Consider the following 13949-nt stretch of genomic DNA (forward strand, 5'->3'; position numbering starts at 1 on the left):
AATGAAATAATTGCCTCCAACGTATGAAAGAGCGTATGACGACGGCCAACGAACGATGTTGTTGATCCTCCTCACAACGGGGCACCCGTTCCACTATCGCAAAACGATACGTACAACCTTCTTCGTTCTTCGCAACGATTTTTTAACACATCCTCATGACAACCGATAAGTCGTCTTTTCTGGATCACCTGCTCACTCAGCGTGCGCAGTATCGTTACAAGCTTCCCTCCCGACCCGATGCCGGTCGATTCATTGATGAATTGATGCGGCTGCTCTTTCCCGTTACGCAGGAGTGTCAGTCCGTTACGCAACACGTCGGGGAAACGTATCAAAAGCTATACGACCAGTTCGTCTGCCTGCTACGGCCCCTGTCGGGTCATTTGCCCAACTACCCGGAGGCCATTGCCGATACGTTTTTTGACAGCCTTCCAACCATTTATGATCATCTGCTACTGGATGCTCACGCCATTTCGGATAACGACCCGGCCGCTGTGGGCGTCGAAGAAGTGGTTGCCGTTTACCCGGGCTTCTACGCCATCGCTGTGTACCGGATTGCACATGAGCTGCTGAACCTAAACGTGCCGCTCCTTCCCCGGATGCTGACCGAGTACGCTCACGGGCATACCGGCATCGACATTCACCCGGGTGCTACGATCGGTCGCTCGTTTTTCATCGATCACGGTACGGGCGTAGTCATTGGCGAAACCACCCTCATCGGCGACAACGTGAAAATTTACCAGGGCGTTACGCTCGGCGCCACCTACGTAGCCAAGTCGATGGCGCAGAAAAAACGCCACCCAACTATCGAAAACAACGTCGTTATTTACGCCAACGCCACCATTCTGGGTGGCCGGACGGTTGTGGGTCACGATTCAGTTATTGGGGGTAACGTCTGGCTGACTGAAAGCGTTGAGCCCTATTCGCTGGTATATAATCAGCATCAGACCGAGGTTCGTCTGAAATCCCTGGAAGACTCCGAACCCATCAATTTCGTGATCTAATCAATCCGGATGCCGGTCAACGAGCTGTTGTAAACCGGCATCCAACACTTAGTTCCTCAATGAAAGCCAATACTATTTTAGAAACAATCGGCCAGACGCCCCATGTCCGGCTCAATCGGCTGTATCCGGGGTATGAGGTCTGGATGAAACTTGAACGCGCCAATCCTGGTGCCAGTATCAAAGACCGCATCGCTCTGGCCATGATCGAAGACGCCGAACAGCGGGGGCTGCTTACGTCGGACAGCACCATTATTGAACCTACGTCGGGCAACACAGGTATTGGCCTGGCGATGGTCGCGGCCGTAAAGGGCTACAAGCTGATTCTGGTCATGCCCGAATCGATGTCCATCGAGCGCCGACGGATCATGGCGGCATACGGTGCTGAGTTTGACCTGACCCCCCGCGAACAGGGTATGAAAGGAGCTATCGCGCGGGCGCATGAACTCCTATCGGCCATGCCTAACGCGTGGATGCCGCAACAGTTCGACAACCCGGCCAACATTGACATTCACAAGCGCACCACGGCCCAGGAGATCCTCAATGATTTCCCGGATGGGTTCGATGCGCTCATTACGGGTGTGGGTACGGGCGGGCATATTACGGGCGTAGCGGAAGTCCTTAAAGCGCATTTCCCAAACCTGAAAACCTACGCCGTAGAACCGGAACTGTCGCCTGTCATCAGCGGGGGCGCAGCCGGTCCGCACCCCATTCAGGGCATCGGGGCCGGATTCATCCCCAATAATCTGCATACCGATGTTCTTGACGGCACGGTCCAGGTGAGCAAGGAGGAAGCGTTTGCCTGGGCGCAGCGGGCGGCTAAAGAAGAAGGTATCTTCATTGGAATTTCGTCAGGGGCCTCGCTGGCGGCTGTACACAAGAAACTTCCGGACATTCCGACTGGCAGCCGCATCCTGACCTTCTGCTACGATACCGGCGAACGGTATTTATCAATCGAGGGGTTGTACTGACCCCGTACAGTGAGCTTTACACTTGTTTTGCAAACTGCTCGATGGTTGTTCGGGGTTCGCCCAGATCGGCCCAGGTAGTTCCGGCTTCAAACTCTTCAGGGTACTTGTTCAGAGCCTCGGTGATATGGGCACCGTAGTTCATCTGCTGTGAGAATTTACCCGCTACGCGCATAATCCAGTGCGGAGCCGTCGTAACCGTCAGCTTTTCCTTCGGGTAGGCGGCTACAAAGCGTTCGGCGGCTTCGTGCTGGGTCATGGGTTCGGGCCCCTGAATCACGTACTCCTGATGCTGCCCCTCCTGAGCGATCTGAAACGCCTTCGCCACCTGCCTGCCATAATCGATCCCCGCTACGTACCACGGCCGCACCGGCGACCGGCCCGCCATCAGAATACGACTTCCCTGTTTCTGGGTGTAAAACAGGCTATCCATGAAGCACGACGGGTAAAAAATACTGTACGGCAGGCCGGATTCTTTAATCAGCCGCACGGCCTCGTGCTTGATGTCGAACACCCACCAGTGGAACCCATCCATGCCCTGGTACCGCATAATAATCGACGACAGGTAGCCAATACGTTTCACACCCACCTGCCTGGCAACCTGAATCAAATTGATTAGCCCGTCGGTTTCAGTGTGGAAATCAGTAGGTTTCTCGTCTTGTTTTACAGATAGGTTCAGATAAACCGCGTCTGTACCCTGCAATGCCTCGTTCAGACTGGCAGGCTTCGCCAGATCGCCAAAAACGACCTCGGCCCCTGAAAACTGCGTTCGGGTTCTGGCAACATCACGAGCTACGATACGTACTGCAAACCCGGCTTTTATTAACTGCTCGGTAACGGGTCTGCCAAGCATCCCGGTAGCTCCGATTATGGCGATGGTAGATAGCATGTGAAGGAAGCGACAGGTAATGTCTTATTGCCTGTCAAATGTAATCAGCATTCAAATACACCAACTGCCTTTCCTGTTAACTAGCCACTGAAGTATAATTTTTAAACAAATTTTTATTTTAAATTTTATGCAATCGATTGCAAATAAACAATTCATATGATACCTTTAAAACGCTTTAAATCACCCTCTTTTTTACGTATCAACCCTTACTAATCGGCTGGAGTACAATGCTTGCCTGGTTGATTCTTGCTACGGATTGCATCGATCTTCTCGGGTTTTCTCTCTACATCCTGTGATTAAAAAGGGAATCTCAACGTGCAACTCTTTATTTCCTATACCGCTTATGTTAAGAAAAACTACGTTACTAACCCTGGGGCTGATGACCAGCCTCTCCTTTGCTGCCCTGGCTCAGAATGAGCCGGTTATCGTGCAGGCGGAGTCCGGTGCTATTCCACCGGCTGATCCGCCGATTTTTGAGAACATCACTGAATCCGGTGTTCAGTTCCTGCGCGTCCAGGCCGACTTTGCCGCTACGCAGAATCCAGGCACAGCCAGCCGGGTAATTTCGTACACCGTTACGTTTCCTGCGGCTGGTACGTATGAGCTTTACGCCCGGTTACGAGTAGGCCCCGGTAATTTTAACGACGACAGTTTCTACCAGGCTACTTCGTTTGGTACTAAGTCAGCGACAAACAACAGCGACTGGGCGCTGGCCAATGGTCTGGCATCGGGGGGCTTCACGGCGCTAACAGCCTACGTAGAAGGAAATGGTACCGCAGGCAATAATACCTGGAAGTGGGTGCGACTCTCCGACTTCACGGGTGTTCGCCTTACAGTACCAGCCGGCAACCTGACGCAGACATTCCAGATTGGTAGTCGCGAAAACGGCCTGGACTTCGATAAGTTGGCCTTTGGCCCGGTGGGCGTTCGCTACACCGTAGCTAATCTCGACAACGGCCAACCGGGTACGACGAATCCTCCGCCCCCGCCATTCACTCCGACGGGTCCGCCGATTGCAACGGGAAAGCCTAAGACACTGGGGGGCGTCTACAGTACCCCGCAAATCCCCAACTTTACGGCCTACTGGAACCAGGTCGTTCCTGAAAATGCCGGTAAATGGGGATCGGTCGAAGCGACGCGGGATGTCATGAACTGGACGGAACTCGACGCGGCCTACAAGCTGGCCAAAGACAACGGTTATCCGTTCCGTTTCCACGTACTGGTCTGGGGCAATCAGCAACCGTCCTGGATTGAGAACCTGCCGCCTGCTGAGCAATTGGAGGAGATCAAGGAGTGGTTTGCGGCCGTGGCCCAGCGCTATCCCGCCATTGACTTCCTGGAAGTCGTTAACGAACCGACCAATGACCCACCCAGCCAGCCGGGTAGCGGAGGTGGTAATTACATCAATGCCCTCGGCGGTAACGGCTCAACCGGCTGGGACTGGATTTTGACCTCTTTCCGGCTGGCCCGCGAGTATTTCCCGAAGACCACCAAGCTGATGCTCAACGACTATAACGTTGAAACCAACAACGCCAACAGCCAACGGTATCTGACTATAGTGAACCTACTGAGAGCCGAGAACCTGATCGATGCCATCGGTATGCAGGGCCACGCGTTTTCGACCCGTTTCGCGTCGGCCGATGCACTTCGGGCTAACCTCAACGTGTTTGCGGCAACCGGCCTACCCATCTATATCACCGAGTTTGACATCGATGGTGCAACGGATGAAATCCAACTGCAGGAATACCAGCGCGTTTTTCCAATTTTCTGGGAGCACCCGGCCGTGAAAGGCGTAACGCTGTGGGGCTATCGGCCTGGCCACTGGCGAACGGCTCAGGGCGCCTTCATTGCCTACGAAAACGGTGCCGAACGTCCTGCACTGGTCTGGTTGAGAAATTACGTGCAGAATGCCTCGCTGCTCGCCATTACCAGCTTCAACTGTAAATACACGGGTTCAGTGCTGTCGGGCGTTGACTTTGTGGTCGGCAACAAAGACGGCTCCTATACGCCTGGTGTCCCCCCGCTGTTTATCAACGGTGTAACGGCAAATGGCCAGTTAGGCACACCCTATACGTACTCGTTTGATGCAAACCAAAGCACGCTGGCAATTCAGGATCAGGCAACCCGTACAACTTATGCCGTCTGGGATTTCCGCCAGGCCTGCGCAACCGGCCCTACGCCTACGCCTTCCGGTACATTTGCCATCACGGCTGTAACGGGTGTGAGTTGCACCACGGTGACGCCTTACCAACGTATTGTCACGTTTACGCCCCAGTATTCGGGCCTGAACGGGCAGGCTATTACGTTCTCCGTTGTGAATGAAACGTTGCCGACCACGGAACCAGGACCGTATACGCTGACACTGTACACCGACAACCCGACCGTAACCCTGCGGGCCGAGCAGGCCGGTACAGCAGGAGCCACTACGTACCCATTCAACTGGGTTGCGGCCTGTCCGAGCGCTAATGCGCGAAGAGGTGCGGCTGAGCAGGAATTGCCCTTGAGCCTGTCTATTCTGGGTAATCCAACACTTTCTGAAACGGTGCAGGTTGACGTGCGGGGAGCCGCCGGCCAATCGGTCCGACTTCAGTCACTCAACAGCCAGGGACAGCCGTTGAGCGAAGTTACCATCCATGCAGCCACATCATCCGAACGCGCGACGCTGAAACTCGGCCAGTCGGCAGGTATGTATTTCCTGAAAGCCACTACGTCGACGCAGCAGCAAGTGATTAAGGTGATGAAGCAGTAGCCAACAATACAGAACGGCGCGCCGATCTTTCGTTAGATCGGCGCGCCGTTTCCTTATTCGGCCTACAAAAGCCATTCACCATCAGGAAGCAACAGATGCGTTAGGACTGCTGAGGCATCAAGATTGTCATGCCATGCTCGGCAAAGATCTCGACGATTCGGGCCATGTCGGGCTCCCCCGGTGGCAAGGCTGCCAGCTTTTCAAAAAACTCTTCAAAACTGCCCCCTGGCACCACCGTAAATATGGCTTTGACGGCTTTACTCCCTGCATTCTGGAAACCATGAGGCACAAATCGGGGGAAGAAGATTCGATCTCCCGCCTTAGCCACAAACTGTTGATCTCCCAGCATGACTTCCAACTCACCCTCCAGTACGTAAATTAGCTCATCTTCACGTTCGTGAACGTGGGGCGGTAAGCTCAGACCCGGTGGGGTGATCAGTTCAAAGACGTAGTAATTGCCCTCAGTAGTATGTTGGGTAAAGAGTGCCGTGATGGCATGGCCCAGCACGTTGAATTGTTTGCCTTCGCCCTGGCGAACCACCCCGCCGGTAGTAGTCATTGATTGCATAGTTTTGGTTCGTTTACTTGAAGAAAAGGTATTGATTACTGGACAAAGCTATCGGGACGAGTACCCGCAAAACGTTCACCTAGGTTAAGAAATCAGGACAGCCCCCTAATTTTCTTGTAGATATAGTTCCGCAATGGAGACTTGACGCCGAAAAAAGATGACCAGGCAGAGCTGTAGTTATTGGATAAAGCGCACAATCCTATCTGATTCCCTATTTAGCGACGTTTAGTGACGCCTTGTATCAGGTCAGCTATCTGATTAAAACGTCACTTTCAGAAGCGTACCATCCCCCAGGCTGGTTACATAAGCCGTATGGTTGTTGGCTATCTTGAGGTCGGTTGGCATATTCAGCTTGTCAAGCAATACATCACTGGTCGTGCCTTTGGCCCGTAGCAAGCGCCCTGTGTTTTTCATGAAGCCTGTGGGTCCAAATACGGCATGTTCCAGTACGAGGTAATTACCACTTCCATCATTTTCTACATCCACCAGACTATTAAAAGCTTGTTGGAACACACTAAGATTCCCTTGCAGGTCCATCCGGTACAGTAGGGCTTTACCAGCCGGAAACGGGAAGCCTAACAAGGTGCTAATGGCGAATTGCTTACCATCGTAGGTAATGCCGGTAGGCACGGATTCGATGACGGGTGGGCCCGGCGGAGGACCGGCTGGGTTCGGATTCTGGATACCAGGCACTTCTGTAACAATGCTAAACTGACCAGCAGGAGAGCGACGAACGATTGCATTGGCACCCGCATCGGTAAAGTAAAGAGCACCATCCGGCCCGAGCGTCATGTTGTACGGGTGCGATTCGCCGGTTTTAGTTGTAGGCTGCGCCAGTACAAACTGCTGAATTGGTTCAGGCGTCAGGGTAGCAGCCGAAATAGCTGGATCACCCGTTTTGAACGATGCCAGATTCAGCTTGTACAGTCCTTTGGCATTCAACACGTAGAGCACACCATTTGCCATCAGGAGGTGGTCTGTAGCATCCAGTTCGTTATCCGGGCGTTTAAAGGAGTACAGACCCGTAATGACCGGATGAACCTTTCCATCGGAGGTAATTTCGGATACCCGGCCGTCGTTTTGACCGGTTCCCTGCTCGCTGACGAAGACACGTCCGGAAGCATCCGTTTCGACGCCAATAGGAGCTACTAAACCCGTAGCGAACGTAGTGGCAGTTGGGGTGACAGCCGGAACGTTTTGGTGATCCTGGCAGCTAGTGATTAATCCTCCAGCTAGTAGTACGCCTAGCGTAAGTTGTCGAGTAAACATGAATGTATGATTAAATTTAATTTTTGCTACTTGTCAATAAAAATTGTATTCAGTACATCGCTTGAATGAGCTAACTAGCCTTTACCGGTTCCAGCCCATGCTGCTTCATGATGGCTAGAACCCGTTGCATATCCGGTGGACCACCCGCATTGATCACCTCGGCTAGTTCGCGGAAGTAGGTAGGGCCAATTGTAGCCGGTGATAGTGCGCAAAGCACGCGGGCAGTCTGAGGGTGATTGTTGGTAAATCCATGCACCAGTCCACGCTTAATAAATAACTTGTCACCGGGGTTCAGGAGTCGTGTATCGGCGCCGTGCAGCATTGTCAACGTCCCTTCCAGCACATATAGCGTTTCGTCGACATCTACATGAAAGTGTGGAGCTGGTACTCGGGCATTGGACGGAACCAGCATTTCAAACATCACCAGACTCCCGTCGGTGTCCTGGCCATCGACCAAGAAGTTCAACTGCAAACTCCCAATTGTAATCTGCTCTTTAAAGAAGGGGAACATAGGACTGATGTTTTATTAGGCAAAAGTGGCGGGGCAGCGGAGTTCAAAACGTTCACCTATGTTAACAAATCAGGGCAGGCAGCATGATTTTCCTACGAATGCGGCTCAACGACTGGGGCTTGATGCCGAAATAGGAGGCTATGTAGTGCTGCGGAATACGTTGCACGATGTCCGGAGCGTCTTCATGGAGTTTGAGGTATTTCTCCTCGGCCGACTGGGTTTGCCATTCAATGAGCTTGCGCTGGGCCGCTTCGAGCGTTCGGCGGGAGTGAACCCGATACCAGGCTTCAAGCGCCGGAATCTGCTCCATAGCTTCCTCCCAGCCATCCTTATCGAAGTAAACAATTTCGGAATCTTCCAGCGCGTGAATGCTGTAACTGGAAGGCCGGTTGGAATATAAACTGGTTTTATCGCCCGCCCACATGCCGGGAAAGGCAAAGAACACGGTAAATTCATCTCCGGCATCATTGGTATGAAAAGCCCGCAGACAGCCCCGATTGACGTAAGCAACCAGGTGGGCATGCTCGTTTTGGAGGTTAAAGAATTCCTTTCTCCTGAGCTTTTTTACCCCCAGATAACCGATTAATTGCTTAAACTCATCGTCGGTGAAGATGTGATTACCCGTCGTGTCAAGAGTACGTCGCAGGGAGAGAAACTTCTCGTAGTTTTCCATAAAATAGACAGTTGAAGCGGTCAAACGTTATTTTGCGCAGGCCATTTACTTAGCCTTAAACCTTCTCCACAAGTCTACTAGGATGCGTCTACAAACAGGTGGACTCCTGTTCGAAAAAGGTGGACTATTGTTCGGATTGAACGGAACGACGAAAATTAGCAGGCGAAGCACCGAATTCTTCCGAAAATACCCGACTGAAATACTTGGGATCCTCAAAACCCACGGCGTAGGCAATCTGGGAAATATTGAGCCCCGACGAAACAAGCAGTTCCTTAGCTTTACCCAGCCGGAGCATCCGGATATAGCGCGAAATCGACATACCCGTCAGGGCCACCAGCTTCGAATGGAGCGTAGTCCGGCTCATGCCCATCTGATGGCAGAGTTCATCAATTGACAGGTCGGTATTGGTCAGTTGCTCTTCCAGCGCCGACCGCAGCTTTAGTAAAAAGATGTCTTCCAGTGAGGCAGTTTCCTCCGGAAGTGGCAAATCGGACGGTGCAGTTGCCAGCGCTAGCTGACTATAGTGCTGCTGGAGTATACGCCGGGACTGAAGTAGGTTGCTCAGCACCACCTGTAATTCCTCCCGGTGAAAGGGTTTGGTCAGGTAAGCGTCGGCTCCGCGTCGAAGTCCGGCAATACGGTCGCTGGCTGCGGCTTTGGCCGTCAACAATACGATGGGGATGTGGCTGGTACGCGGATCGTTTTTCAGTTCGTCGCATAACTGAAAACCGTCTTTTTGGGGCATCATCACATCACTCAGAATCAAGTCCGGTATTTTGTCGAGCGCCAGCTCAACGCCCGCCTGACCGTTTTCGGCCCGAATGATCTGATAATTAGCCTGGACGCAGGAAACTATATAACTGGCTACGTCCTCATTGTCTTCTACCAGCAGCAGAACCGGTTTTTCCTCATTGGTATCAGGCATCGGCTGGACCGCGTCCTGCGTATCCAGATGCGTGCTAGTAGGCCCGGCAACAGGTATCAGCGCCACCGGAGCCTGCTGGGTATGGGGCAACCGGATTATAAACTCAGCTCCCTCACCCGGTCGGCTCCGTACCGCCAGTCCACCGTGCATTAGCACCACCAGTTCACGCACCAGCGAGAGTCCGATACCGGTTCCGCCAGTTTCCGGAATCGGCTGCATACGATCTGCATCAGCAGTCCGCTGATAGAATCGGTCGAAAATATGCGGGAGGTCATGGGCGTCGATGCCAGGGCCTGTATTGCGTACACCAACAGAAATCCAGGGTTCCTCGCGGTGTTGCGTCGGGGAAACGGCTTCATAGTAGCTCTCCCCCAACGGGCTCCATTTCTCATGGGTGGTCAGTTGAAAGGAAACGTGTCCACCGGCGGGTGTAAATTTGAGGGCGTTGGTTAGTAGGTTGGACAGGATATCCTGAAGTTTGTCCTTATCGAAATCGGCCTCAAGTGCTTTTTCATCAGACTGAAAATGTAATTGAATCCCCTTCACAGCGGCCATCGTGTGGAACGACTCGGTCAGATAGCGGGTAAAATCGGCCAGATCGGCCTGGATGGGTTGCAGATACATCTCCCCTGCTTCAAGTTTGGAGAGATCCAGAATCTGGTTGATGAGCCGCAGCAGGTTGCGCCCGTTGCGTTCGATCAGTTCCGACGACCGTTGAACCCGCCGTGTCAGTTCATCCGGCTCATAGCGTTTCAGCTCCGAGGTTATACCCAGAATAACCGTCAGCGGGGTACGGAATTCGTGCGAAATATTGGCAAAGAACCGCGATTTCGCTTCGTTGAGCCGATGAAGCAATTGAGCTTGTTCCGCGATGAGTTCTTTGTCCTGCTCAATTTGGGCAGTGGCCTGACGGATTTCTGTCTGTAGCCGTACTTCTACTTGCTGATGCGACCAGATGCGCCACTGCATCCAGGCCCAGATTCCGCCCATCAACGCCAGAGCGGCCAGAATCAAAAACCAGATCTGCAGATAAAAAGGCCGCTTGACCTCGACCTGAATCGTTAGCGTATTAGCCGACCATTGCCCATTGGAAGCCTGCCCCTTAATCAGCAACTGGTGGGTGCCATAGGGCAGATTACTCAGCCGCAACGATGATTCGGTCTGTTGCGTCCATGCTGCGTCCAGGTCCTTGAACTGATAGGCGTAGACATTTTTCTCGGCGTCGGTATAGTTCAGCAGCGCAAAATCCAGCACCGCGGTCTGGTCGTCGGGACGGATAGTTATGGTTTGGGTTTTCGCTACGTCCTCGGTTTTATCAACAAGCTGCCGAAGGTCCTGATCGAACTGCCGAAACGAAACCATGCGCATCAGCAGCGGAGCGGATGGTCTTTCGGATTCGAAATTCCGGGGATCGAAGGCCGTAATGCCGTTCAGTCCTCCGAAATAAATCTGGCCGTCCTTGTCCTGAAAATGCGAAACTCGATTGAACTCGTTGTGCGTAATGCCATCCTGCACAAAATAGGTTTGGGTCGTTTGCCGGACCGGATCGAACCGCATAATCCCGTAGTCACTGCTCATCCACAGATTGCCCCGCCGGTCGGGGTAAACCGCGTAGATATTATCGTTCGATAAGCCCTCGGTACGCCGAAACTGCCGGTACTGGTTCTGTTGGCGGTCCCAGCGAATCAAACCCGCATTAGCAGTAGCCAGCCAGTAAATACCTTTCGAATCCTGGTAAAAATGCTGATAACTATCAGCAGGCAGGTGAAAACCGTTATGGCCACCTGTCCAGTAACGGGCCGTAATGCCTTTTTGCGGGTCGAGCGTATATAAACCGGTAGTTGCACAAACCCATAACGTACCTCGACGGTCGGGCGCCATATGGAGTATATGCCCCTGAGCGAGTTCGGTAAACTGGTTATACTTGGTAAAGGAGGTACCCCGTCCGGTTCGGGTATTTATCCATGTAAGCCCTTTCTGACTTCCAGCCAACCATTGATCGGGGCCAAACGGGTGGAAGGTCCAGATCGCAGACCCGTCGGGCAGCTTTATGGTGGAATACGTACCGGCCGACGGGTTGTAGTGGACTACGTGCTCAGCGTTGCCCGCATAGATCTGTCCCTGTGCATCATGGGCTATCCCGTAGGCAAAGACACTGTTTCCGTACAGCTTTTGGGGTTCTCCGCCCCGCTGGGGGATACGGTAGAGCCCAAATTTTTCCAGGTTCGCAAATACCTGATCGCCCAGGGCAGTAATGCCCCGAATCGCAGCTCCCTGTTCTCCTTTGTTGTTCTCCTGGTACGCTAATCGCTGAAAGTGATTCTGAATCAGTTTGACCTGATAGACGCCAAAACTGGTTCCTAACCATAGCAGACCATTCCGGTCGCGGTAAAAGCTCCGGTTCTCGATGGTTTCTCCGGCTGTCTGCCCGGCAATAGTCAGGACGGTCCGGTTCGCGGAGTCTCGCAGACTAATGCCATCCCAGAGTAGACCGGTTCGGTCAACGGGGTAGCAAACCGGGCCCATGTACCGTTTCATCGACTCCAAAAGGGCCGATGGCCACTCCCGCCGACGCCCCAGTTCATCGACACTATAAAATGTGTGGTGCTCTGTGTTAGCCGGATTATACACTGTATAGAAAAACTCAATTCCGGCGTTTCGCTGGCCCAAACACCAGCTAACAATATCCTTCCCGTGCGAAAATTGGTGCAGAACACGGCCGTCGGCGGTCAGTTCAACAATGCGGTTTTCATCGGCAAGGGCCCATACGGTATTCCGGGCAGTAGCCCGAAAGGTACCCAGCGTCTTAAATTGCGGTAGAGAAACCGAACGCAAACCCGATCTCGGGTGGTACGTAATCAGCGTAGCAGGCCGGTAGTTTGTCAGGAAGATGGTACCGTTATCCGAGCTTAACAGGCCCTGAAGATCGTTGGATAGGACTGAAGGAAGCTGTCCCTCGAACTTTTCCTTAAAGGATACTACCTTACCCGCCAGTGGATTAAAGAGTATAATCTGAGATTGTCCCGTTGAGCCTCCAAGCCATAAGTTGCCATCGGCATCCTGGGCAATGGAATGAATATCATCAAAATGAAGCCCGTTGCGTTCCTTGGTGAAGTTGGTGAATGTCTTGCCATCGAAGCGGTTAAGGCCAAACTTGGTACCGAACCACATAAACCCCTGCCGATCCTGAAAAATAGCGTTGATTTCACGATGCGACAGACCGTTTTCCGGTCCGTAGTGTTTCACCCAGGCTACGTAGGGCTGCGCTGTTGCCAACGGCAGAAAACACAGCCAGAGAAGCATATTGATTAGAGGACGTAGCGTTATCACCATCGGCACTTCAAGCCTCCATAAGGCAGACTTGCATTATTCCCCAAACAGGCTGCATACGGATAGATGGGTTGTCGCCCTCCTGGAAAACCCTATAAATTAAGAATAGTACGGTCAGGAAATGCGCTACATACTGTCATGCGTCGCGCATTTCCTGACCGTACCGTCATATTCAACTAATTACCCCCGCGTTCGCCGTGCCTTTATAGCTCATACTAATTTAGAACCCAATGGAGTTCCCGCCATCCACGGGCAGCGACGCACCCGTGATGTAGCGGGCTGCATCAGAAGCCAGGAACACGGCCGCCCAGCCAATATCCTCGGGCTTGCCGAACTTCCCCATCGGTGTCCGGCGCATAGCCCGGGCAAACCGGTCGGGGTCACCACTCATGGCCGTTTTACTCATGGCCGTTTCGATGAACCCGGGCGCTATTGAATTTACCCGTACGCCCTGCCCCGACCACTCCGACGCCAGCACTTTTACCATGCCTTCGACGGCTGACTTTGAAGCCGCATAGGCTGCCACCCGGTCGATACCGTAATAGGCCGCCATCGACGAAATCATGATAATAGAGCCGCTTTGCCGTTCAACCATCCGCTGCGCACAGGCCCGTGTCAGACTGAACACCGAGTTCAGGTTGGTGTGTACAATACGGTCAAAATCCTCGTCGGAAACTTCCAACGCTGGCTTCTTCATGTTAATCCCAGCATTGTTAACCAGAATATCGATGGGTCCATACGTAGCTTCGATGGTTTCGACCAGCCCGTCGAGCGACTCGCGAACGGTTACGTCATTGACCAGGTAATGCGCCCGGTCGCCCAGGCTTTCAGTAGCCTCCTGGAGCGGTTGTTCACGTCGGCCCGTAATCACAACATTGGCCCCGGATTGTACCATGCAACGGGCAATATCGAAGCCGATGCCGCTGCCTCCACCCGTAATTAAGGCCAATTTACCTTCGAGCGAGAACGCGGTGGCGTGGGTTGGCATTTCCGTAAGCTGTCCGTTGGTTTTTGTTTCTATCTGTTCCATTGTACTAATTAAATCTAACCCAGGCTCCGGCTTATTTTG

10 protein-coding genes are annotated in these 13949 nt (G+C 53.0%); 3 read left to right on the plus strand and 7 right to left on the minus strand.

What is annotated here, in order from left to right; translation table 11 throughout:
• Window positions 1–155: 155 nt before the first annotated feature.
• Together epsC and cysK are read left to right on the plus strand one after the other, a co-directional pair.
• On the plus strand, window positions 156–1001 hold the full coding sequence (gene epsC, locus BN8_RS18530; protein WP_009283455.1) for a serine O-acetyltransferase EpsC: 846 nt from the start codon (window positions 156–158) through the stop codon (window positions 999–1001).
• Window positions 1002–1060: 59 nt separating this feature from the next.
• Entirely contained in the window at window positions 1061–1969 is a 909-nt protein-coding gene (gene cysK, locus BN8_RS18535; protein WP_009283456.1) for a cysteine synthase A, read from the plus strand.
• A gap of 16 nt (window positions 1970–1985) precedes the next feature.
• Here cysK and BN8_RS18540 read toward each other — a convergent pair whose 3' ends face one another.
• On the minus strand, window positions 1986–2855 hold the full coding sequence (locus tag BN8_RS18540) for an SDR family oxidoreductase (protein ID WP_083882518.1): 870 nt from the start codon (window positions 2853–2855) through the stop codon (window positions 1986–1988).
• Window positions 2856–3198: 343 nt separating this feature from the next.
• On the opposite strand from BN8_RS18540, the gene BN8_RS33385 reads away from it, so the two are divergent.
• Window positions 3199–5604 carry an endo-1,4-beta-xylanase gene (locus BN8_RS33385; protein ID WP_009283458.1) on the plus strand — a complete coding sequence of 802 codons (2406 nt, stop codon included), beginning with the start codon at window positions 3199–3201 and terminating at the stop codon, window positions 5602–5604.
• Between the two features lie 100 nt (window positions 5605–5704).
• On the opposite strand, the gene BN8_RS18550 is transcribed toward BN8_RS33385, so the two are convergent.
• The 6 genes from BN8_RS18550 to BN8_RS18575 form a co-directional block, all read right to left on the minus strand.
• On the minus strand, window positions 5705–6172 hold the full coding sequence (locus tag BN8_RS18550) for a cupin domain-containing protein (protein ID WP_009283459.1): 468 nt from the start codon (window positions 6170–6172) through the stop codon (window positions 5705–5707).
• A gap of 258 nt (window positions 6173–6430) precedes the next feature.
• Window positions 6431–7441: a ScyD/ScyE family protein gene (locus BN8_RS18555; protein ID WP_009283460.1), complete on the minus strand. Its 1011-nt coding sequence runs from the start codon at window positions 7439–7441 to the stop codon at window positions 6431–6433.
• Between the two features lie 70 nt (window positions 7442–7511).
• Complete coding sequence (locus tag BN8_RS18560; protein WP_009283461.1) at window positions 7512–7952, minus strand: cupin domain-containing protein; 441 nt, start codon at window positions 7950–7952, stop codon at window positions 7512–7514.
• A 61-nt stretch (window positions 7953–8013) separates the two neighbouring features.
• Window positions 8014–8625, minus strand: a complete 612-nt coding sequence (locus tag BN8_RS18565) for a Crp/Fnr family transcriptional regulator (RefSeq protein ID WP_009283462.1) — start codon at window positions 8623–8625, stop codon at window positions 8014–8016.
• A gap of 124 nt (window positions 8626–8749) precedes the next feature.
• Entirely contained in the window at window positions 8750–12853 is a 4104-nt protein-coding gene (locus BN8_RS18570) for a hybrid sensor histidine kinase/response regulator transcription factor (RefSeq protein ID WP_229368137.1), read from the minus strand.
• A gap of 247 nt (window positions 12854–13100) precedes the next feature.
• Complete coding sequence (locus BN8_RS18575) at window positions 13101–13868, minus strand: SDR family NAD(P)-dependent oxidoreductase (RefSeq protein ID WP_040006334.1); 768 nt, start codon at window positions 13866–13868, stop codon at window positions 13101–13103.
• Window positions 13869–13949: the final 81 nt, after the last annotated feature.

The sequence above is a fragment of the Fibrisoma limi BUZ 3 genome (assembly GCF_000296815.2).
Taxonomy (GTDB): Bacteria; Bacteroidota; Bacteroidia; order Cytophagales; family Spirosomataceae; genus Fibrisoma; species Fibrisoma limi.